Annotated in this window: 20 protein-coding genes, 2 tRNA genes and 1 pseudogene; 13 read left to right on the plus strand and 10 right to left on the minus strand. The window is 61.2% G+C overall.

From position 1 onward, the window contains the following. Window positions 1-41 precede the first annotated feature (41 nt). Complete coding sequence (locus OVY48_RS17020) at window positions 42-425, plus strand: dihydroneopterin aldolase (protein WP_313923710.1); 384 nt, start codon at window positions 42-44, stop codon at window positions 423-425. Between the two features lie 13 nt (window positions 426-438). On the opposite strand, the gene OVY48_RS17025 is transcribed toward OVY48_RS17020, so the two are convergent. Then, a complete protein-coding gene (locus OVY48_RS17025; RefSeq protein WP_313923711.1) occupies window positions 439-1,386 on the minus strand; it encodes an isopenicillin N synthase family dioxygenase in 948 nt (315 codons plus the stop codon). A 103-nt stretch (window positions 1,387-1,489) separates the two neighbouring features. Between OVY48_RS17025 and OVY48_RS17030 the strand changes: the two genes are divergently transcribed. Together OVY48_RS17030 and OVY48_RS17035 are read left to right on the plus strand one after the other, a co-directional pair. Continuing rightward, window positions 1,490-1,897 (plus strand): EVE domain-containing protein, encoded by a 408-nt coding sequence (locus OVY48_RS17030; RefSeq protein ID WP_313923712.1) that lies wholly within the window; start codon window positions 1,490-1,492, stop codon window positions 1,895-1,897. A 150-nt stretch (window positions 1,898-2,047) separates the two neighbouring features. Further along, window positions 2,048-2,329, plus strand: coding sequence for a hypothetical protein (locus OVY48_RS17035; protein ID WP_313924825.1), 282 nt, complete (start codon window positions 2,048-2,050; stop codon window positions 2,327-2,329). Window positions 2,330-2,384: 55 nt separating this feature from the next. On the opposite strand, the gene OVY48_RS17040 is transcribed toward OVY48_RS17035, so the two are convergent. Further along, a complete protein-coding gene (locus OVY48_RS17040) occupies window positions 2,385-2,687 on the minus strand; it encodes a glycine zipper 2TM domain-containing protein (protein WP_037479014.1) in 303 nt (100 codons plus the stop codon). 121 nt (window positions 2,688-2,808) lie between these two features. Here OVY48_RS17040 and OVY48_RS17045 point away from each other — a divergent pair, with 121 nt between their 5' ends. Beyond that, window positions 2,809-3,249 (plus strand): cupin domain-containing protein, encoded by a 441-nt coding sequence (locus OVY48_RS17045; RefSeq protein WP_313923713.1) that lies wholly within the window; start codon window positions 2,809-2,811, stop codon window positions 3,247-3,249. A 488-nt stretch (window positions 3,250-3,737) separates the two neighbouring features. Here OVY48_RS17045 and OVY48_RS17050 read toward each other — a convergent pair. The 4 genes from OVY48_RS17050 to OVY48_RS17065 all read right to left on the minus strand — a co-directional run bounded on the left by OVY48_RS17050 (window position 3,738) and on the right by OVY48_RS17065 (window position 7,205). After that, window positions 3,738-3,812, minus strand: a tRNA-Thr gene (locus tag OVY48_RS17050). A gap of 28 nt (window positions 3,813-3,840) precedes the next feature. Beyond that, complete coding sequence (locus tag OVY48_RS17055) at window positions 3,841-4,698, minus strand: hypothetical protein (protein WP_313923714.1); 858 nt, start codon at window positions 4,696-4,698, stop codon at window positions 3,841-3,843. Continuing rightward, window positions 4,695-5,999 (minus strand): replication-associated recombination protein A, encoded by a 1,305-nt coding sequence (locus OVY48_RS17060; protein ID WP_313923715.1) that lies wholly within the window; start codon window positions 5,997-5,999, stop codon window positions 4,695-4,697. Before OVY48_RS17060 ends, OVY48_RS17055 begins: the two co-directional genes overlap by 4 nt. A gap of 27 nt (window positions 6,000-6,026) precedes the next feature. Next, the gene (locus OVY48_RS17065) at window positions 6,027-7,205 is read right to left on the minus strand and encodes a glycosyltransferase family 1 protein (protein ID WP_313923716.1); all 1,179 of its coding nucleotides are present in this window, start codon (window positions 7,203-7,205) and stop codon (window positions 6,027-6,029) included. Between the two features lie 126 nt (window positions 7,206-7,331). On the opposite strand from OVY48_RS17065, the gene OVY48_RS17070 reads away from it, so the two are divergent. Together OVY48_RS17070 and OVY48_RS17075 are read left to right on the plus strand one after the other, a co-directional pair. After that, window positions 7,332-7,550: a DUF2945 domain-containing protein gene (locus OVY48_RS17070; RefSeq protein ID WP_037473443.1), complete on the plus strand. Its 219-nt coding sequence runs from the start codon at window positions 7,332-7,334 to the stop codon at window positions 7,548-7,550. A 58-nt stretch (window positions 7,551-7,608) separates the two neighbouring features. Then, window positions 7,609-8,262 (plus strand): MOSC domain-containing protein, encoded by a 654-nt coding sequence (locus tag OVY48_RS17075; RefSeq protein WP_313923717.1) that lies wholly within the window; start codon window positions 7,609-7,611, stop codon window positions 8,260-8,262. Between the two features lie 19 nt (window positions 8,263-8,281). Here the strand turns inward: OVY48_RS17075 and OVY48_RS17080 are convergent, their stop codons facing one another. Next, complete coding sequence (locus OVY48_RS17080; RefSeq protein WP_313923718.1) at window positions 8,282-9,202, minus strand: hypothetical protein; 921 nt, start codon at window positions 9,200-9,202, stop codon at window positions 8,282-8,284. 117 nt (window positions 9,203-9,319) lie between these two features. Between OVY48_RS17080 and OVY48_RS17085 the strand changes: the two genes are divergently transcribed. Further along, window positions 9,320-10,021 carry an NAD-dependent deacylase gene (locus OVY48_RS17085; RefSeq protein WP_313923719.1) on the plus strand — a complete coding sequence of 234 codons (702 nt, stop codon included), beginning with the start codon at window positions 9,320-9,322 and terminating at the stop codon, window positions 10,019-10,021. Here the strand turns inward: OVY48_RS17085 and OVY48_RS17090 are convergent. The 3 genes and pseudogenes from OVY48_RS17090 to OVY48_RS17100 form a co-directional block, all read right to left on the minus strand. Beyond that, the gene (locus tag OVY48_RS17090) at window positions 10,018-11,046 is read right to left on the minus strand and encodes a FecR domain-containing protein (RefSeq protein WP_313923720.1); all 1,029 of its coding nucleotides are present in this window, start codon (window positions 11,044-11,046) and stop codon (window positions 10,018-10,020) included. The two genes, OVY48_RS17085 and OVY48_RS17090, sit on opposite strands and share 4 nt — an antisense overlap. Continuing rightward, window positions 10,970-11,569 carry an RNA polymerase sigma factor gene (locus OVY48_RS17095; RefSeq protein ID WP_037472959.1) on the minus strand — a complete coding sequence of 200 codons (600 nt, stop codon included), beginning with the start codon at window positions 11,567-11,569 and terminating at the stop codon, window positions 10,970-10,972. Before OVY48_RS17095 ends, OVY48_RS17090 begins: the two co-directional genes overlap by 77 nt. 179 nt (window positions 11,570-11,748) lie before the next feature. Then, window positions 11,749-11,941, minus strand: a pseudogene (locus tag OVY48_RS17100) (hypothetical protein). 130 nt (window positions 11,942-12,071) lie between these two features. Here OVY48_RS17100 and OVY48_RS17105 point away from each other — a divergent pair. The 6 genes from OVY48_RS17105 (at window position 12,072) to OVY48_RS17130 (ending at window position 20,046) form a co-directional block, all read left to right on the plus strand. Further along, a tRNA-Leu gene (locus OVY48_RS17105) sits at window positions 12,072-12,156 on the plus strand. A 68-nt stretch (window positions 12,157-12,224) separates the two neighbouring features. Further along, window positions 12,225-13,859, plus strand: coding sequence for a trigger factor (tig, locus tag OVY48_RS17110; RefSeq protein WP_313923721.1), 1,635 nt, complete (start codon window positions 12,225-12,227; stop codon window positions 13,857-13,859). Between the two features lie 139 nt (window positions 13,860-13,998). Next, window positions 13,999-14,988, plus strand: a complete 990-nt coding sequence (locus OVY48_RS17115; RefSeq protein WP_313923722.1) for a glycosyltransferase family 2 protein — start codon at window positions 13,999-14,001, stop codon at window positions 14,986-14,988. 89 nt (window positions 14,989-15,077) lie between these two features. Then, window positions 15,078-15,713, plus strand: a complete 636-nt coding sequence (locus OVY48_RS17120; RefSeq protein WP_037475003.1) for an ATP-dependent Clp protease proteolytic subunit — start codon at window positions 15,078-15,080, stop codon at window positions 15,711-15,713. Between the two features lie 139 nt (window positions 15,714-15,852). Continuing rightward, complete coding sequence (gene clpX, locus OVY48_RS17125; protein ID WP_037475001.1) at window positions 15,853-17,121, plus strand: ATP-dependent Clp protease ATP-binding subunit ClpX; 1,269 nt, start codon at window positions 15,853-15,855, stop codon at window positions 17,119-17,121. 366 nt (window positions 17,122-17,487) lie between these two features. Further along, window positions 17,488-20,046 (plus strand): TonB-dependent receptor, encoded by a 2,559-nt coding sequence (locus tag OVY48_RS17130; RefSeq protein ID WP_313923723.1) that lies wholly within the window; start codon window positions 17,488-17,490, stop codon window positions 20,044-20,046. Window positions 20,047-20,176 lie beyond the last annotated feature (130 nt).

Here is a 20,176-nt window from a genome sequence, read left to right on the forward strand (position 1 = left end):
GGCCCGTCGCAACAGCAGCAACGGGCCGCATATGGCGGACCATGCAGACTGGATTTGACGATTTTCTGACGTTGGAGGTCAATAATCTCCATGTCGACGTGCTGACCGGCATCTATTCGGAGGAGACGCATCTCCCCCAGCCGTTGCGCATTTCCGTCCGCGCACGGCTGAAGATCGCCGATCATTATGCGCCGGACACGCCGCTTGGCCAGTCCAAAAATTACATGGACCTCAAACATGCCGCGTCCACCGCGCTGCCCGAAGGCGTGCATTTCACACTGATCGAAGCGGTGGCCGACCATATCATCGACACCATTTTCATGCAGGATGCGATGGTCAGCCATGTCGAGGTGAAGATCGTCAAGCTCGCGCTGTCCGAGCGTGGCGAAGAAATCGGCATCACGCTCGGACGCGGGCGGAAATAATCGCCGCCCGGTTCTAGGCCTTTTTGATCAGCCCGATCTCGATCAACCGCTCGGTCAGATAGTCATGCGCGGTGATCGGCGGATCGCGGCGCGGATTTTCGTTGCTCACGCATTGCGGCAGCGCATCGATCAGGAAATCGGGACGCAGATGCAGGAAGAAGGGCATCGAGTAGCGAGAATGGCCGCGCCGCTCCGGCGGCGGATTGACCACGCGATGGCTGGTCGACGGCAGCAAATGGTTGGTCAACCGCTGCAGCATGTCGCCGACATTGATCGCCAGCGCACCGGGCGGCGGCACCACCGGCAGCCAGTTGCCATTGCGATCCTTCAACTCCAGCCCGCCTTCCTCCGCGCCCAATAACAGGGTGATGAGGTTGATATCCTCATGCGCGCCCGCGCGAATGCCCGGTGCCTGCGGTGATACGGGGGGATAATGGAGCAGGCGCAGGATCGAATTGCCCTTGTCGATCGGCCCGTCGAACCAGCGTTCGGGCAAGTCGAGATAGAGCGCGATCGCCGACAGCAATTCCGCGCCGACGCGATCGAACTCGCGATAGAGCGGGGCGAACACTGCCTTGAACTCCGGCATGTCGTCCGGCCAGACATTGGGCGGCATGGTTTGCGCCAAAGGATCGCCCGCGGGCAGGTCACGGCCGACATGCCAGAATTCCTTGAGGTCATTCTCGCTCGCGCCCTTGGCGATTTCCGTGCCGAACGCCGTATAGCCGCGCTGCCCGCCATTATTCTTCGCGTCGTAACGGCGCTTGGCCGTATCGGGCAGGGCGAAAAATTCCCGCGCCATCGCCCATCCGGCGTCGATCAGTTGCTGGTCCATCCCATGGTCGCGCACCATCGCGAAACCGAACTGCTGAAAGGACCGGCCGAACGCCTGGGCAAAATCGGCTTTGTCCAATTCTGCCATGGACAGGACCGGGACTTGGTCGATCATCGTCTGCGACACGTCATTATCTCCAAAAAATCGTCGCTGCGCGCCCTTTCCTGGCGGCGCGGCGGTGCATGAAGCCATCCTTGATCGGCCAACGACGCTGATGCAAGGAGGCAGAATGAACTATTGGCTGATGAAATCGGAACCCGACGTGTTTTCCTATGACGACCTGGTCGCCAAGGGGAAGGCGGAATGGGACGGGGTGCGCAACCACGCGGCGCAGGGGCATATGAAGGCGATGCGCAAGGGCGACCTGGCCTTCTTCTATCATAGCAATATCGGGGTGGAGGCGGTCGGCATCATGACGATCGTCGAAGAGGCCGCGCCCGATAGCACCGACGATAGCGGCAAATGGATCGCGGTGCATGTCGCGCCGCACCGGAAACTGGATCGCCCGGTCACGCTCAAGGCCATGAAGGCCGATCCAGCCTTGGCTGACATGGTCATGCTGCGCCAGTCGCGCCTGTCGGTGTCGCCCCTGACGCAGACCCAGTTCGAGCATATCGTCGCCATGTCGAAAGGATGAATGGCTCATCATGCGGATTGCGTTCGGCGCAACCGCATGGTCGTTCTTTGCGATTGCTGTCATGCCGCGCTGCAACATAGAAGCGTCGTTAACAGAACAAGAATATACAGAGGTGTTTGATCGGCATTCACAAGGAGAAAACCCATGCGAATGCTGTCCAAGTTTGTTGCCGCCAGCGCCCTGAGCGCTTTTGTTGCCATCGCTACCCCTGCCCAGGCTGAAGAAGCCGGTAAGCAGCGCTTCACGCACGAAGGTTATACCTATGTGTATGAAGTGAAGGACACGAAGACCGGCAAAGTTATTTCCGGCCGTCGCTTCCCTGATGCCGTCGCGTTCAACCTCTCGGTCAAGAACGGCCGCGTGTCGGGCGTGTCGGGCGGCCAGAATGTCGCGTTCAAGGTCGATGAAGCGCGCGGCGCAGCGTCGAACTGATCTTTCGATCCGTCGAATAAAAAGGGCGGCGTCCGACGGGACGCCGCCTTTTTTGTCAGCGGCAGCGACGCTTGCTGTCGATTTCCTTGCCCAACAGCGCGCCGCCAGCGGCACCAAGCAATGTGCCGGTCGTACGTTCGCCGCGCGTATCGATGGCGCGACCCAGCAGGGCGCCGCCCACGCCACCGACGATCAGGCCGGTCGTGCCGTTGGATTTACGGCAATAGGTCCGCCCGTCGCGACCGCGCCACTCCTTGTAGCGATGATTCTTGCGTGCTTCCGCGCCTTCGATGGGGATCGCCATCGACATCGGAATGGCCAGCGAAACGGCCGCCAGGGCCAGCATTGCTTTACGCATGAAATTCTCCTCCATTAGCGTGACTTGATGCTTGAACCCCTGCATATTGATCGAGGTTGCATTAACGTCTGACAACGACGTAAGCAGTTGTATTAAAATCAATAAAAGTTGAGGTAAGCCGATGCGCGCGGACGACGAACGGGATGGACGGGCGCTGATCGCCGCGCTCGATCTCTCGCCCCACCCCGAAGGCGGCTGGTATCGCGAAACCTGGCGCGCCGCCGCTGAACCCGGCAAACGCGCAGCGGGCACGGCGATCCTGTTCCTGCTGGAGGCCCATCAATCCTCGCACTGGCACAAGGTGGACGCCGACGAGCTGTGGTTCTGGCATGCCGGTGCGCCCTTATCGCTGTCCGTCGCGGCAGAGGGCGAACCAGCGCAGACGATCCCCCTCGGCCCGGACATCATGGCTGGGCAGATGCCGCAGGGCAGCGTGCCCGCTTATCACTGGCAGGCGGCGGCACCCCAGGGCGGCTGGACGTTGGTGAGTTGTACGGTGACGCCGGCCTTCGATTTTGCCGGTTTCACGCTGGCCCCGCCGGGCTGGGCACCGCCGCAATAGGGGCGGGGAAAACTTATCCACAGTTATCCACAGATTTGCGTGCGGCGCTGTCATGATTCTGTCCGATTTCGCTTGGAACGACTCGGACGAGGTGAGACCATCTTCCTATCGGAGTATAGGGAAATGGCGCGATCCATTTCAGAAAATACTGATTTATCAGTATTTTGCCTGTGTGACTGATGGTCCGGCGACAGGGTAAGCCCGCAAGGGCGCAGCCAATAGCCGGATCGGTCGTCATGGCCGCTGCCGGGTACGCGCGAAAGTGAACGTCGGGCATCGGAACAGATACGACCAGCGACGGGAAAGCAGCCCTTGGCTCACCCCGAAGCACCCGATGCGACAGTCTTTCTTCGGGAAGGCGGTCGGATCGCAAACGCCGGGCCGATGATCGCATCCTGCCAGGGACGCGGATCGCTTGACCCGACGGACGTGGGGATCGGCAGCAATGCCGGTCCCCATTTTTGGTCAGGGTCTGATCAGGCGGACAATGGTGCCGGATGCAGGATTTGAACCCGCGACCTTCGGTTTACAAAACCGCTGCACTACCCCTGTGCTAATCCGGCGCGCCCATCGGGCCGAACGCCCTTACTATCAGATGACGCCGAACGTCCAGCCCTCTGTTGCAGCGATATGCGGCATCAGGGGCGCGGGCGACCATAACGATGGCTCCATCGCCGCCCGTCGCATCCAGGCCGCCGTGACGATGGCATCCGCGCCATGATCATCGGGCAGCGATTCGGCATAGGGCGCAGACCCCAGCACCGCCAACGCCGCATTGATCGCCTCCAGATCTCGCATCTTGCTTCGCCCGTTGGGCCGCCCCGCCGCGCGGGCCGCAATGCTGGTGTAGATTTCGACGATCAGCGAACCGGCGGCGGGCAGGGGATCGAACGGCCATATCGGCACATGCGGGCGCAGATGGTGCAGCAACCGCATACCCGCAAAACTGGCCTTGGCGACCTGCGCCGCGCCGATCGCGTCATAGACGGTGGACGGCTTGCCCCCGCCGCCCGCATTATAATGGGCTTCGCAGGCGCGGTTGTGCATGTAATCGGCCTTCACCCCGTCCGCCTTGCCGAAATAGAAGTGGCGGCGATGGGCTACCTCCAACAGGCTGGCCGCGCCCAGGTCGACATCGTCGCACACCGACTCGACATAGGCCCAGAAGGAGGGCGCATCCTGCGGCACCACATCGCCCGGCAGATAGGCCCCGCGCGCAACATAAGGCGGGGCAAAGCTGAAATCGAAGCCGAACAAGGTCGAGGCCTGCGCGCAAGTCGCGATTAGCCAGTCGGCGACCGCCTTGCGTGACCAGAAACGCTCGGCCGGTGCGACCAGGCGCGGCGCGTCATCGCCTCCATCACAGACCGCCACCGCAATCCCCTTGTGCCGCACCCCCTTCGCGCCCGACCAGTCGATGGCAACGAAGCGCTCGAAGCGCGGCGTCATCCCTCCTGCCGCTCGGCGCGCAGCCGGTCCCAATGCGCGATCCGCTCGGCAATCCGCGCTTCGAAACCGCGATCGCTCGGCGCGTAGAAGGTCTGCGGCGTCATCTCCTCCGGCCAGTAATTGGCGCCGGAAAAGCCTTCGGCCGTATCATGGTCATATTGATAGCCCTTGCCATAGCCGACCTGTTTCATCAGCTTGGTGGGCGCGTTGACGATATTCATCGGCGGCATCAGCGATCCGGTATCACGCGCCGATTTGAACGATGCCTTCATCGCCGCATAGGTGGCATTGGATTTGGGTGCAGTCGCGCAATAGAGACAGGCCTGCACGATCGCCAGTTCGCCTTCGGGGCTGCCCAGAAATTCATAGGCATCCTTGGCGGCCAGGCACTGGACCACCGCCTGCGGATCGGCGAGGCCGATATCCTCGGTCGCGAAGCGCACCAGGCGGCGCAGCACATAGAGCGGCTGTTCGCCCGCCGTCAGCATCCGCGCCATATAATAAAGCGCGGCCTGCGGGTCCGACCCGCGCAACGATTTATGCAGCGCCGAAATCAGATTATAATGCCCCTCCCGATCCTTGTCATAGACCGCGACGCGGCGGTGGAGCAGGGCGGACAGCCCTGCCGGATCAAGCGGTTCGGGCAGGTCGATCGCATAGAGCGTCTCGACCTGGTTGAGCAGGAAGCGCCCGTCGCCATCGGCGCTGGCAAGCAGGGCATCGCGCGCGGCGGCGGTGAGCGGCAGCGGGCGCTGCGTCAACACCTCCGCCCGATCGAGCAATTGTTCGAGCGCGGTGGCGTCCAGCCGCCGCAGGATCAACACCTGCGCGCGCGAAAGGAGAGCCGCGTTCAGTTCGAAACTAGGATTCTCCGTCGTCGCGCCGACCAGCGTCACCGTGCCATCCTCGACGAAGGGCAGGAAACTATCCTGCTGGGCGCGGTTGAACCGGTGGATCTCGTCCACGAACAGCAACGTCTTGGCGCCCTGCCGCGCATGGTCCTTGGCCGCCGCAAACACCTTCTTGAGGTCCGCCACCCCTGAGAACACCGCTGAAATCGGCTCGAACCGCATCGCCACGGCATCGGCCAGCAGCCGCGCGATCGTCGTCTTGCCGGTGCCGGGTGGTCCCCACAGGATGATGGACGACAGCCGCCCCGCCGTAACCATCCGCCCGATCGCGCCGTCCGCCGCGGTCAGATGCTCTTGCCCGACCACCTCCGCTAAAGTGCGCGGCCGCAACTGGTCGGCCAGGGGCGCACTATCGCGCGCAGCATCGTCGGAAGCGAACAGGTCAGCCATGAGTACTATATAGGGAGGGCAGGGCGCTCAGGGAACCGGGCTGGATCGCAGCACCATGCCCTGCGCCCGCTGGCGGATCACACGCAGATAGGTGTCGACCAGCGCCTGATTGACCTGGTCCCAGCCATTGCGCTCCGCCCGTGTGCGCGCCGCTTCACCTGCGCGAGCGCGCGCGGCGCCATCGTCGCAATAATGTTGCAGCGCATCGGCAAAGTCGCCGATCGCGCCGGGGCGGATCAACCGCCCGGTGACGCCATCCGTCACCAGGCTTTCGCTGCCGGTCGCGCGCGCGGCCACGGTGGGCAAGCCACAGGCCATCGCTTCCAATGTCACATTACCAAAGGTCTCCGTAACCGACGGATTGAACAACATGTCCATGCTCGCAACCGCGCGTCCCAGATCCGGCCCGCCCTGAAAGCCGGTGAAGACAGCGTTCGGCAAGCGGTTCTGGAACCATTCGCGCGCCGGGCCTTCCCCCACGATCAGCACCTGATGCCGCACCTGCCGCGCCGCCAGCTGGTCGATCGCGTCGGAAAAGACGTCCAGCCCCTTTTCCATCACCAGCCGCCCGATAAAGCCGATCACCGGCGCGTCATCGGCCATGCCCAGCGATTGCCGCCATTCCAGGCTGCGGCGGCCGGGGTTGAAGATGTCGCGATCGATACCCCGCGTCCAGATGCCGACGTCATAGCTCATCCGCTGTTCACGCAGCAGCTGCGCCATCGAATCGGACGGCGCGACGATCGCATCGCAGCGGCGATAGAAACGGCGCAGCATCGATTCGATCAACGGCTCCAGAAAGGCGAGGCCATAATAGCGCGGATAGGTTTCGAACCGGGTGTGGACAGACGCCACCGTTGGCAGGCCATGGTCGCGCGCCCAGCTGAGCGCCCGATGGTTGAGCGGGTCAGGGCTGGAAAGATGGATGAGATTGGGCTGGAACGCCTTGAGATCGCGGCGAACCTGCACCGACATGCGATAGGGGACACGATATTCCTTGCGCCCCGGCACCGGGAAAGACGGCGTGCTGACCAGATCGCCCGCAGGCGCGAACGCCGGCGTTTCGGTGGTCGGCGCATAGACGCGCACCGCCGCGCCCTGCCGCAGCAGATAGCCGACAAAGCGGTTGAGCGCTTGGTTCGCCCCATCGCGCACATAATTATAGTTGCCGCTGAACAGGGCAACGCGAAGGCCGGATGCATCCATCGCCGCCCCTTAGCCCAACAGAATGTAAAACCCAAGGGAACCGGTTAAGCCGTTGGGAATTTTGACCTTCGCTTGTCATGTAAACCGGCTGGCGCAGCATGCGCCCGACAGGAAGAGGATGCCCTGATGACCGAGACATTTCGGAAGGGAAAGCGGGTCAAATGGAACTGGGGGCAGGGCGTCGGCCGGGGTCACATTACCGAGCGGTTCGACCGCCATGTCGAACGCACGATCGAAGGATCGCTGATCCGCCGCAACGGATCGCCCAACGATCCCGCCTTCCTGATCCATTCCGACAATGGCGGCGAAGTCCTTAAGCTCCGTTCGGAAATCAGCCCGGCCTGACGCCACCGGCCGCCGATCGGCCCTCGCCAGCGGTCCGCAGCCATGGCAACACGGTGGCATGGATACACCCTTCATGACAGTCGATGCCCTGCTCGTCGGCAAACCGGCCCCCTTTCGCGGCCCCGACTATAGCGCCATCGCCAAGAGCCCCGTGACCGGCCCGGTGCGGATCGGCTGGGGCGGCCTGGAGGGCGATCAGGTCGCCGACCCCATCCATCATGGCGGCTGGGACAAGGCGATCCATCTCTACGCGCAGGACCATTATGCCTGGTGGCGCGACCGCAAGCCCGGCCATCCGTTGCTGGACGCGCCCGGTGCCTTTGGCGAGAATATCGCCGCGCGGGGCATGACCGAAAAGACGATCTGCCTGGGCGACCGCTTCACGCTAGGCAGCGCGATCGTGGAGGTCAGCCATGGTCGCCAGCCCTGCTGGAAACTCGACCATCGCTTCGGCGCGCGCGATGTCATGGCTACCATCGTCAAGACCGGCCGTAGCGGCCTGTATTTCCGCGTAATCCGCGAGGGCGAGGCGCAAGCGGGCGAGCGAATGGCCTTGCTCGACCGCCCCTTGCCGGACTGGCCCATCGCAAGGGTCTTTCACCTGCTGATCGGCGGCGGACACAAGGCAGACCGCGGCGCGGTGGCGCAACTGGCCGATATGCCGGTCCTGGCGGAAGCATGGCGGGACCGGGCGCGACGGCTTTCGATTTAGGACCGATCTGCGCAATCCTCTAAACCCAGCGCTTTCCTCTGAAATTATAGTCTTTAAAGATCGGTCGCGTAGTCTTTCCACTCAAAACGTCGAATAAACTACCAAGATCCAAAGCCACTGCGCCATGACGCTTGGCTACGTCGCAATAAATTTTGCCGAATAGCCCGGCGCCAACCAAAACGAGTTTGCAACTCAGATCTTTTGACAGGATTGAGCAAACTTCGTCGAATCTTCCTCCAAAATGAGATTCTTCGAAGCTTTCAGGTATGTACCGCTGTACCGGAACCGGGATAAAATCGATCAGGCGATTTCCTAGTTTTTCTTTGAAGATGTGGTGTAGCTCGTGTCGGCCGGTGATGACAATAATCTCACGGCCTAGCGCAAGGAGTGCATCGAACTCGTCAACTAGATCGAGATGAATCCAGGCGGACGTGATAATAGTGTTACGTAATGCATCGCCTTCCAGGCTTTGTCTGAGATAATCACGTGCATATGTAAGGCCTAGCGCAGCATAGGCACTTTTTTTCTCGATGACCTCTGGGATGAGCTTCAATTCATTCATGCGAAAGCTTCGGACGCCGCGCCAATCGGCATTATCGATCGCAATGACTACCCGTTTGCAGAACTGTTCAGCCACTTGTTCGCTAATTGGAAAATGATTTTGACCGTTAAACTCATGACAAAATGTCTCGAACAATGCCGGATGAGACCTCGGTTGCGTCATACTAAAGGCATTACCTTCGCCATTTCCAACTCTAATCAGAGAAAAAGCACGACGATTCTTTAAATGCTCCTCAACAGTTGAAAGGAGCGTCGGTATGGACCCGGATTTATGATAAATGAAGGCGGATGACCGTTCGATTGTCATCTGTTTTAGCGCAGGATTGCTGATATGAAGTCGCCTAAACTCATCAAGGCAAAAAGCCATCGTATCTTGCATCGTATTGATCCATTCTCTGGGTCAAAGTGACATTGCTTAGGCAGGCTACTGCCATCTTCTATAAACATCGGTGCAAAGATAGCCGATATCGAAGAAGCGATTTTCATGGGCGGAGATATGAAGCAACTTTTTACAAATGTCGTCATCCTCACCGGCGCGGGCATTTCCGCCGAGAGCGGCCTTGCCACCTTTCGCGGCCCCGATGGCCTCTGGGAAGGACATCGCGTCGAGGATGTCTGCACCCCCGAAGCGCTGGCGCGCAATCCCGCGTTGGTGCATCACTTCTATGACGAGCGCCGCGCAAAGCTGGCAACCGTCTCCCCCAATCCGGCGCATAAAGCGCTGGCCGCGCTCGATGCCGCCTGGCCGGGCGAATTGCTGATCGTGACGCAGAATGTCGATGACCTGCACGAGCGCGCCGGGGCAAAGCGGCTGATCCACATGCATGGCGAACTGCAATCGGCGCTCTGTGCCGCCTGCGGCAAGGCGGTGCCGTGGACGCAAGCCTTGCCGCCGGGGACGGTCTGCGCCGGATGCGGGCAGCCCCGCTTGCGCCCCGACATCGTCTTCTTCGGCGAAATGCCCTATCAGATGGATGCCATCGACGAAGCGGTGCGCCGCGCCGACCTTTTCGTGTCGATCGGCACATCGGGCGCGGTCTATCCCGCCGCCGGGTTCGTGCAGACGGCCCGCCATTTCGGTGCCCGAACAATGGAACTCAATCTCGATCCATCGGCCGGCAGTATCTATTTCGAGGAAAGCCGCCTCGGCCCGGCCAGCCACCTCGTGCCGCAACTGGTGCGGGAGCTATTGGGTTAAGACCTGTCGCCCTCGCTCGCCTGCGTCGGTTCTTCGTCACGATAGAGCAGCATGACCGATCCATCCTCGCCCCGCACGGTACGCACCGGCAATGTCCGTTCCAGGGCGGATAGGAATGCGCGACTGTCATGCACGCGGAAGCGGCCGCCGATTCGGAGCGGAGACACGCGGGTATCGCCGATCAGGATCGGCGCTTTGCGATAGCGGTTGAATTCGGACGTCGCCTGCTCGATGGTTTCGCCATCCAGTTCCAGCATTTGATGGCGCCAGGCGATGCGCTGGCTGACCAGCCGGTCGCCCAGCCGCGTCAGCGCAATGCTGTGCGGTTGGATCACCGCGCCATTGCCAGCGGTCACCCGTTGCTGCGCCTTGTTGCCGCAATGGACCGTCACCGTGCCGTGCGTCACGGTCAATTCGGTCAGCGCTGGCCGCATCCGCACGTTGAAAGCCGTGCCAACGGCGCGGATCAGGGCGGATCGCACTTCCACGTCGAACGGGCGTTCGCTGTCGGGGGCCACCTCGAAAGAGGCCTCGCCCTTGACGATCCGCACCTTGCGGCCATGGCCGGTAAAGCGGACTTCAACTTCGCTGTCGCTGTTGAGGTGAACGATCGAGCCATCGTCGAGCGTGACGTCGCGAATTTCGCCAAGCGCCGCTTCATAGCGATCGACGCCGCTGAACGTGCGGACGGTGACGATGGCGGCAAAGATGAAGAACAGGATCGCGACGGCGGCGGCGATCATGATGTTGCGCGACAGGCGGCGCTGCTGCTCTTCGCTGACGATCTCCGGCATCGAAGGCAGGGTGACATCGGCGGCGGCGCTCTTGAGGCGCTCGGCCGCATCCCATGCGGCTTCGGCACGGGCAAAGGCTACGGCATGGCGTGGGTCGCACTCGACCCAGTCGCAAATCTCGGCTTCTTCCTGGGGTGTCGGATCGCTATGGAGCTTAGCCAGCAGGCGCGCGGCTTCCGCTTCGATCGCGTCCCTGGGACCGCTGCTTGAAGTTGGCCCCGACGCCTGCACGCTCGAAATCCGTTTCCTCACGTTCCGCCCAGGCCCGCATAACTATTGCGATTGCTTTGGCTAGATGTTTTTCAACTGTAGAAACGGATAGCGACATGTCCTCCGCTATTTCCAGCATCGATTTTTCGTGGATGCGACGAAGAATGAAGACGCGACGACATTGCGGCGGCAGCGATTCGACAATGGTTTCGACCTGACGCAGCGCTTCGCGGGCGTGCAATTGCGCTTCGATATTATTGTCGCCGCCCAGCAATTCCAGATCGGCGATCGTTTCGAAACTGACCACCTTGTTGCGGCGGGCCGTGTCGATGACGAGGTTGCGGGCGATGGTGAACAGATAGGCGCGGCCCGTCGTCACATTTTCCCAATTATCGGTGGCATAGGCCCGTGCCATGACTTCCGCACACATATCCTCCAGCTCATGGGCTGAGGGAAGGATGCGGCGAAGGCGACCGCGTAGCGCGGCCTCCTGCGGCAAAATCACGGTCTTGAACCATTCTAATTTGGCGCGAACCTTATGCACGTCGACCCCCTTATTTTGTCAGCCGCGCCTCTCCCGATTTCTTTTTTCTTTCACAATTCAATCATGCTTGCAGGGGGCTGTCCAGCGGCGCGGCGACGAAATTTTTGCGATCGACCAAATTGTTCCAGCTTTGAGTAAGAAAATTATCGATATGTGGTTTTGATCACACTGTTCGTTACTCAGTCCGGGGGAAACTCTGCCGGTGCGCGGTTGGGCTGGTCATAATCCGGGCCGACAGGCACGATTTCGTCCGGCTCGGTCATCGGCAATTCGACCGGAGTCGCGGGCGGGGGCATCTCATCGGGGACTGGGGCTCCTGATGATGTCGGGTGGGGGCAGGCCGTCGGGATTGGGATCGGGCTGGGTAGCCATGATTGCGGCGCTCCTTTATGGGGTTGGTCGATAGGCTACGCACGGCCCGGCAACAGGGTTCCCGGCATCATGCCACTATCCCTTGCCTCTTTCCCCGCTTTTCTCTATGCCGCGCCGACCGGCGACCGATGCGGGCGTGGCGAAATTGGTAGACGCGCCAGATTTAGGTTCTGGTATCGCAAGATGTGGGGGTTCGAGTCCCTTCGCCCGCACCAGTGCGCCAGGCCCCGGCCCATCGCAGGCGCCACCGAAATTCAGCTGAAGAAAGCGTTTGAGAGAAGAGATGCAGACTGTCGAGACGTTGAACGAGGGCCTTAAGCGCGCCTACACCGTAACCATCACGTCGAAGGATATCGACGCGCGAGTGGAAAAGGAAGTCAAGACCATGGCGCCGCAGGTGCGGATGCCTGGCTTCCGTCCCGGCAAGGTGCCTGCCAACCTGGTCAAGAAGATGCATGGCGAGGCTTTGCAGCGCGACGCGCTCAACAACAGCATCCAGGAAAGCATCCAGAAGCTGATCGCCGACCAGAAGCTGCGTCCCGCGATGCAGCCTTCGGTCGAGCTGGACGAGGGTTTCGAGTTCGGCAAGGATGCCGAGATCAAGGTCGCGCTGGAAGTGCTGCCTGAAATCGCCGCCCCCAGCGTCGATGGCCTCAAGCTTGAGCGCCTGACCGTTCCCGTGAGCGACGAACAGGTCGCGGAATCGGCCGGTCGTATCGCCACCCAGCAGGGTGCGCTGGAAGAACATGCCGACGATCATGTCGCGCAGGACGGCGACACGCTGGTCATCGATTTCGTCGGCAAGGTCGATGGCGAAGCCTTTGAAGGCGGTTCGGCCGACGACATCCGCCTCAAGATCGGCGCGGGCCAGTTCATCCCCGGTTTCGAAGAACAGCTGACCGGCGTGAAGAAGGGCGAAGAAAAGACCATCGAGGTCACCTTCCCCGAAGATTATGGTGCGGAACATCTGGCCGGCAAGGCGGCGACCTTCGACGTCACCGTCAAGTCGATCCTGGACGGCGACAAGCCCAAGCTAGACGATGATTTCGCCAAGTCGCTGGGCCTGGAAGGCCTCACGCAACTGAACGACCTGCTCAAGGGGCAGATCGAGCAGGAGCATAATGGCCTGACCCGCACCCATATGAAGCGCAAGCTGCTCGACCAACTCGCCGCCTCGCACGACTTCGACGTGCCACCGAGCATGGTCGAAGCCGAGTTCGAGCAGATCTGGGCGCAGCTTCAGCATGAAGCCGGTCATGAAGAAGACCCGGCCGCCGCGCTCGCCGAGATGGAAGCCGAAAAGGAAGACTATCGCGCCATCGCCGTGCGTCGCGTTCGCCTCGGTCTCCTGCTTTCGGAAATCGGCCAGGCCAATGGCGTGACCGTGTCGGAACAGGAAATGAACCGCCTGATCATGCAGGCTGCGCAGCAGTACGGTCCGCAGGATCGCGAGCGTTTCGTGCAATATGTCCGTCAGGACGCGATGGCCGCCGCCCAGCTGCGCGCGCCGCTCTATGAGGACAAGGTCGTCGACTATCTGTTCGACAAGGCCGAAGTCACCGAACGGACCGTGACCAAGGAAGAGCTGGAAGCGGCGATCGAAGCCGAGGACGGCGACCTCAAGCCGCATGTCCATGGCCCCGATTGCGGTCATGACCATGACGAAAAGCCCAAGGCCAAGAAGGCTGCGCCCAAGAAGAAGGCCGAGGCTGAAGACGCCCCTGCTGCCGAGGACGCTGCTGTAGCCGAAGAAGCACCCGCCGCCGAAGAGGCCGCGCCCAAAAAGGCCGCACCGAAAAAGGCTGCCGCCAAGAAGGACGTCGCCGAGGACGCGGTCGCAACCGAGGCGGCACCCGCCGCCGAGGCCGCGCCCAAGAAGAAGGCCCCTGCCAAGAAGGCCGCTGCCAAGGCCGAATAAGGCCCTTGCCCGATGAAAAGAGCGCCCGGCTTCCTCGTGAAGCGCGGGCGCTTTTCATGTCTGGCCCGCTATGGCAGAGGAAATATTAACCCTGCCGGTCCATGTCTTGGCGCGCGGACGACCAGAGGATAGGCTGACGATGAAGGAATTTCCGCCCGTGGATATGGCTCTCGCCAGCGATGCTGCCGCCGGATCGCCGCGCATCGCGGTCATCCTGCCCTGTTATAATGAGGCCGGGGCCATCGTGCAGACGGTGGCCGACTTCCGCCGCGCGCTCCCGCAGGCGGTCATCTACGTCTTCGACAATAACAGCAGCGACGGCAGCCGCGACTTGGCTGCCGAAGCAGGCGCGATCGTCCGTCGCGTATCGCAACAGGGCAAGGGCCATGTCGTGCGCCGCATGTTCGCCGACGTCGATGCCGACATCTACATCATGGCCGATGGCGACGCGACCTATGAAGCCGCCGCCGCCCCGGCGATGGTTGCCGCCATGCTGGCGGACAATCTCGACATGGTGGTCGGCTGTCGCAAGAGCGAGGCGGAGGAGGCCTATCGCCCCGGCCATCGCCTCGGCAACTGGGCGCTGACCGGCTTGCTCAAGCAATTGTTCGGCCGCAGCTTCACCGACATCCTGTCGGGCTATCGCGTCTTTTCCCGCCGCTTCGTCAAGAGCTTCCCGGTGCTGTCCGCCGGGTTCGAGATCGAAACTGAGATCAGCGTCCACGCGCTCGAACTCGCCATGCCGGTGGCCGAAGTCATCACCGCCTATGGCGCGCGACCCGAAGGATCGGTCAGCAAGCTCAGCACCTATCGCGATGGTTTCCGCATCCTGCGCACCATCATCACCCTCTATCGCATCGAGCGGCCGGTGCTGTTCTTCGGCATCATCGCCGCCTTCCTGGCTCTGCTCGCGCTCGGCCTCGCCGCACCCCTGATCGTCACCTATATGGAAACGGGCCTCGTGCCGCGCTTCCCGACCGCGATCCTGGTGACTGGCCTCATGATCCTCGCCACCCTGTCGGCGATGTGCGGGCTGATCCTTGATACCGTCGTGCGCGGGCGTCGCGAAGTGCGTCGTCTGGCCTATCTCGCCCACCGCGCGCCGTCCGATTACGCCGCGCGCGACTAGCCCGATCCCACTGCACCTGTTCCCCCTTGAACCTGCCGCCTTTTGTGACGATGTAGGGGCGGGCAAAAGCAGCTGACTGAAAGAGCATAATGACCGATATCATGACCAACCCCATGGCCGCGCTGGTCCCCATCGTGATCGAACAGTCGAACCGCGGCGAGCGCAGCTTCGACATCTTCTCGCGCCTGTTGCGCGAACGGATCATCTTCGTGACCGGCCAGGTCGAAGATCATATGGCCTCGCTGATCGTCGCCCAGCTGCTGTTCCTCGAATCGGAAAATCCGAAGAAGGACATCTGGATGTACATCAACTCGCCCGGCGGCGTGGTGACGTCCGGCATGGCGATCCATGACACGATGAAATATATCCGGCCCAAGGTCGGCACGCTCTGCGTGGGCCAGGCCGCCTCGATGGGCAGCTTCCTGCTGGCCGCGGGTGAGCCGGGTATGCGTTTTGCCACCACCAACAGCCGGATCATGATCCACCAGCCTTCCGGCGGCGCACAGGGCATGGCGTCCGATATCGAGATCCAGGCCAAGGAAATCCTGCGTATCCGCCGCCGCCTGAACGACCTGTATGTCAAATATACCGGACGGTCGTTGGAAGAGGTCGAGAAGGCGATGGATCGCGACACCTTCCTCGAAGCGGACGAGGCCAAGGCTTTCGGCCTTGTCGATGAAGTGTTCGACCAGCGGCCTTCCTTGGCCGATCCGTCGGATAGTTGATGGCCGACTTTGCCGCGGCGCGCCACTTCTCCCCTTGTGGAAACGGCGCGCCACGGTCTAGGATGGCCTTTGGACCAGAATATCCCTCGCCGATGCGATCAGGTCGATCGTCAAAGCGGCAGGGAAGAAAGAATGGCGAATGACTAAGCTTACCGGCTCCGATTCAAAAAGCACGCTTTACTGCTCCTTCTGCGGCAAGTCGCAGCATGAGGTGCGGAAGCTGATCGCGGGGCCGACCGTGTTCATCTGCGACGAATGCGTGGAACTGTGCAACGACATCATTCGCGAGGAGACCAAGGGCGGTCTCGTCGGCAAGAAGGATGGCGGCGTACCGACCCCGCAGGAAATCTGCGATGTGCTGGACGATTATGTGATCGGCCAGAACCGGGCGAAGCGCGTCCTGTCGGTCGCGGTCCATAACCATTATAAGCGCCTCAACCATGGCTCGAAGCCGGGTGAGGTCGAACTCGCCAAGTCCAACATCCTGCTCGTCGGTCCCACCGGTTGCGGCAAGACCTTGCTCGCGCAGACGCTGGCCAAGACGTTCGACGTGCCCTTCACTATGGCCGACGCCACGACGTTGACCGAAGCGGGTTATGTCGGCGAGGATGTCGAGAATATCATCCTCAAGCTGCTCCAGGCCTCCGACTATAATGTCGAAAAGGCGCAGCGCGGCATCGTCTATATCGATGAGATCGACAAGATCAGCCGCAAGGCCGAAAATCCCTCGATCACCCGCGACGTGTCGGGTGAGGGCGTGCAGCAGGCGCTGCTCAAGCTGATGGAAGGCACCACCGCGTCGGTGCCGCCACAGGGCGGGCGCAAGCATCCGCAGCAGGAGTTCTTGCAGGTCGACACGACCAACATCCTCTTCATCTGCGGCGGGGCGTTTGCGGGTTTGGAAAAGATCATCGGCGACCGTCTGGAAGCCAAGTCGATCGGCTTCGGCGCCTATGTCGCCGCGCCCGAAGAGCGCAAGACTGGCGAACTGCTGCGGTCGAGCGAGCCGGAGGATCTGCTCAAATTCGGCCTGATCCCTGAATTTGTCGGTCGTCTGCCGGTCATCGCGACGCTCGAAGATCTGGACGTCTCCGCGCTGGTCAAGATCCTGGTCGAGCCGAAGAACGCGCTGGTCAAGCAATATGGCAAGCTGTTCGACATGGAGAATGTCGACTTGAGCTTCACCGACGACGCGCTGACCGCGATCGCCAAGCGCGCCATCGAACGCAAGACCGGCGCGCGCGGGTTGCGCTCGATCCTCGAATCGATCCTGCTCGACACCATGTTCGATCTTCCCTCGATGCAGGGCGTCGGCGAAGTGGTGGTCGACAAGGAAGTGGTCGCAGGCAAGAAAGAGCCGGTCCGCGTATTCAGCGAAAAGCAGAATCGGGCCGAAGACGCCGCCTGACGTCTTCCTGTCCATAACTGATCCCAAAAGGGGCCGACGCACGATCGTCGGCCCTTTTTTATGATCTGCGGGTGCAGCGCACAAAAATTCCTGCCGCGTTGCAAAATTGCACCACTGTCAAACTAAGTCCCCACCGCACCATTAAGTCACTAAAATGCAATGATTTATGGCCAGAGGCGGGGCGTCCCCAAGCGCAACGGCGCGGGGTGGTGGAGGAATGTGACAGTCTGGATGCTGCATTGTAACAAATTTGCAATCAGAGCATCACAGGGCCGTCGCCAGTAACCGCCAAATGCGGTCCCGGCTTGAGAGAACAGCACAGCACAGGCGCCCACGCGCCACCTTTGAAAAAGGGAAAAGGGTCAAATGAAACAGTTTCTAATGGGCAGCGCCGCGATCATCGCCGTCGCCATTCCGGGCGCCGCCTTCGCGCAGTCGACCGGTTCGCAGGATTTTGAAGACACGATCGTCGTCACCGGCGCGCGCGTCAATGCAGGTGTCGGCGGCGTCGTTCTGCCCGACACCACCAAAGCCAAGGGCGTCCTGACCCAGGAAATCATCGCTAAGCAGGGTTCGGGCAACAGCATCCTGAACGCGATCAACCTGATCCCAGGTGTCAGCTTCCAGAACAACGATCCTTATGGCTCGGCCGGTGGTACGCTGAACATTCGCGGCTTCGGTCCCGATCGCGTGTCGCTCACCTTTGACGGCATGCCGCTGAACGATACCGGCAACTATGCCATCTATTCCAACCAGCAGCTCGACCCCGAACTGATCAACGAAATCAACGTCAACCTCGGTTCGACCGATGTCGATAGCCCGACGGCGGCGGCTTCGGGCGGCACCGTCAACTATCGCTCGATCAACGGGTCGGACGATTTCAAGGTTACCATGGTCGGCGCGGCCGGCGACTATGACTTCTTCCGCCTGTTCGGTCTCGTTGAAACCGGTGTGTTCACGCCGTTCGGCACCAAGGCTTGGTTCTCGGCCTCGACCACGCGCAACGACAATGTGTTCAACAATTTCGGTCAGATTGACAAGCAGCAGTATAACGCCAAGATTTATCAGCCGATTGGCAGCAACGGCGATTTCGTCTCGATCGCTGGCCATTGGAACGCCAACCGCAACAACTTCTTCGGTTCGCTTCCCCTGCGCGTCGATACCGACCAGGGCCGTGTCGCTGGACCGAATTCGGCCAACCGCTATCCCATCACCAAGGATGAGCGTTTCTACAACATCGCCCCTTGCACCGTTCCGACGGGCGTAGCTGGCGTTGCCGATGCTGCGGGTAGCTGCGGCACCCTGTTCGACTATCGTTTCAACCCGTCCAACACCGGCAATATCCGCATCAACTCGCGTTTCACGCTGACGGACAAGCTGACCCTGACGGTCGATCCCAGCTATCAATATGTGAAGGCGAATGGCGGCGGCACCGCAACGGCGCGTGAAGCTCTGTACGATCTCGATCCGGGTTCGGCATTCGTCGGACAGGCGGGCTATTTCGGTGGCGCACCCTATTTCGGTCGCGATCTGAATGGCGACGGTGATCTGCTCGACCAGGTCAATGTGCTGGCACCCAGCCAGACGACGACTGACCGTTACGCTGTCCTCAGCTCGCTGCGGTACGACATCGATGACAACAACCGCGTTCGCGTGGCTTATACCTTCGATCATGGCCGCCATCGTCAGACCGGCGAAGTCGGCTTGCTGGGTCGCACCGGCGAAACGCAGGACGTGTTCCCCGTCGATGACCCGCAGACCGCGGTCAACGGTTCGATCCTGCAAAAGCGTGATCGCCTCTCCTATGCGATCCTGCATCAGATTTCGGGCGAATATATCGGCAAATTCTTCGACGAAATGCTGACGGTTCAGGCGGGCGTTCGCGCACCGTTCTTCAAGCGCAAGCTGCAGAACAACTGCTTCACCAGCAGCGCAGCCGGCTTCGTCGAATGCTTCGGTACGGACGGCGCAATTCCAGGCAACACGTCTGCCTTGCGTCCGACATGGGCGGGACCGCAGGAACGTACCTATAAATATGACAAGGTGCTGCCGAACGTCGGCCTGAACGTCAAGATCACGCCCGAAGCCAGCGTGTTCTGGAACTATTCGAAGGGACTGTCGGTACCGGGCACCGACTCGCTCTACAACGCCTTCTTCTTCCCGCAGGATACGGCAAGCGCGAACCCGCAGCCTGAAACGACCGACAGCTTCGACCTTGGTGCTCGCTACTCGACCTCCAAGTTCCAGGCACAGGCAACCTTGTGGTACACCGCATACAAGAACCGCTTGGCCTCGGCCTTCGACCCTGAACTCAACGTTTCGGTCTATCGTAACCTGGGTGAGGTGGAGAAATACGGGTTTGATGGCAGCATCGGCTACACGCCGATCGAGAATTTCACCCTCTACGTCTTCGGTTCCTATCTGAAGTCGAAGATCAAGGATGACATCGTGATCGGCGAGGTGACCACCGGCGGCGTGACGACGGAAGTTTTCGCCCCGACGGCTGGCAAGCGTGAAAGCGGTGCCCCCGTCTTCACCCTGGGCGGTCGCGCCGAGGTCAACTTCGAGGGTGTGACCTTGGGCGTTCAGGCGAAGCGCACCGGCAAGCGCTTTGTGTACGACACGAACCTGCCGACCTACCGCAACACTGCGGCTGCTCTGACGCCTGTGGAAATCTACAGCGCGGCGGCACCTGCCTACACGCTGGTCGATCTCGATGCCCGCGTCTCGCTCGCTCGCTTCGGTGCGAAGGACACTTGGTTCCAGCTCAACGTCAGCAACCTGTTCGACAAATTCTATGTCGGCGGTTTCGGCGGTGGTCTGAACCAGTCGGTCAATACGACCACGGGTGTTTATGGCAGCCCTGGCTTCGTGCAGATCGGTTCGCCACGCGCGGTATCGGGTTCGCTGCACGTCAGCTTCTGATCCGACCAGAACCAACAAAACAGAAAAGGGCGGGGAGCAATCCCCGCCCTTTTTCTATGCCTGCAATCGCGCTGTCCTACTTGGCTAAGCCCGCCTATAAAAGGCTATCACCCATCAGGTCGCACTTGCC

The organism is Sphingobium sp. SA2 (assembly GCF_032227065.1).
In the GTDB taxonomy this organism is placed as follows: Bacteria; Pseudomonadota; Alphaproteobacteria; order Sphingomonadales; family Sphingomonadaceae; genus Sphingobium.

What these genes read in the sequence shown, in the direction of transcription:
- OVY48_RS17055 (WP_313923714.1), bottom strand. Translation starts at nt 4,698, where the DNA reads ATGACGCCGCGCTTCGAGCGCTTCGTTGCCATCGACTGGTCGGGCGCG.
- OVY48_RS17075 (WP_313923717.1), top strand. Translation starts at nt 7,609, where the DNA reads ATGGATACACCCTTCATGACAGTCGATGCCCTGCTCGTCGGCAAACCG.
- OVY48_RS17045 (WP_313923713.1), top strand. Translation starts at nt 2,809, where the DNA reads ATGCGCGCGGACGACGAACGGGATGGACGGGCGCTGATCGCCGCGCTC.
- OVY48_RS17040 (WP_037479014.1), bottom strand. Translation starts at nt 2,687, where the DNA reads ATGCGTAAAGCAATGCTGGCCCTGGCGGCCGTTTCGCTGGCCATTCCG.
- OVY48_RS17080 (WP_313923718.1), bottom strand. Translation starts at nt 9,202, where the DNA reads ATGCAAGATACGATGGCTTTTTGCCTTGATGAGTTTAGGCGACTTCAT.
- OVY48_RS17130 (WP_313923723.1), top strand. Translation starts at nt 17,488, where the DNA reads ATGAAACAGTTTCTAATGGGCAGCGCCGCGATCATCGCCGTCGCCATT.
- OVY48_RS17070 (WP_037473443.1), top strand. Translation starts at nt 7,332, where the DNA reads ATGACCGAGACATTTCGGAAGGGAAAGCGGGTCAAATGGAACTGGGGG.
- OVY48_RS17115 (WP_313923722.1), top strand. Translation starts at nt 13,999, where the DNA reads ATGAAGGAATTTCCGCCCGTGGATATGGCTCTCGCCAGCGATGCTGCC.
- clpX (WP_037475001.1), top strand. Translation starts at nt 15,853, where the DNA reads ATGACTAAGCTTACCGGCTCCGATTCAAAAAGCACGCTTTACTGCTCC.
- OVY48_RS17120 (WP_037475003.1), top strand. Translation starts at nt 15,078, where the DNA reads ATGACCGATATCATGACCAACCCCATGGCCGCGCTGGTCCCCATCGTG.
- tig (WP_313923721.1), top strand. Translation starts at nt 12,225, where the DNA reads ATGCAGACTGTCGAGACGTTGAACGAGGGCCTTAAGCGCGCCTACACC.
- OVY48_RS17035 (WP_313924825.1), top strand. Translation starts at nt 2,048, where the DNA reads ATGCTGTCCAAGTTTGTTGCCGCCAGCGCCCTGAGCGCTTTTGTTGCC.
- OVY48_RS17030 (WP_313923712.1), top strand. Translation starts at nt 1,490, where the DNA reads ATGAACTATTGGCTGATGAAATCGGAACCCGACGTGTTTTCCTATGAC.
- OVY48_RS17085 (WP_313923719.1), top strand. Translation starts at nt 9,320, where the DNA reads ATGAAGCAACTTTTTACAAATGTCGTCATCCTCACCGGCGCGGGCATT.
- OVY48_RS17020 (WP_313923710.1), top strand. Translation starts at nt 42, where the DNA reads ATGCAGACTGGATTTGACGATTTTCTGACGTTGGAGGTCAATAATCTC.
- OVY48_RS17065 (WP_313923716.1), bottom strand. Translation starts at nt 7,205, where the DNA reads ATGGATGCATCCGGCCTTCGCGTTGCCCTGTTCAGCGGCAACTATAAT.
- OVY48_RS17060 (WP_313923715.1), bottom strand. Translation starts at nt 5,999, where the DNA reads ATGGCTGACCTGTTCGCTTCCGACGATGCTGCGCGCGATAGTGCGCCC.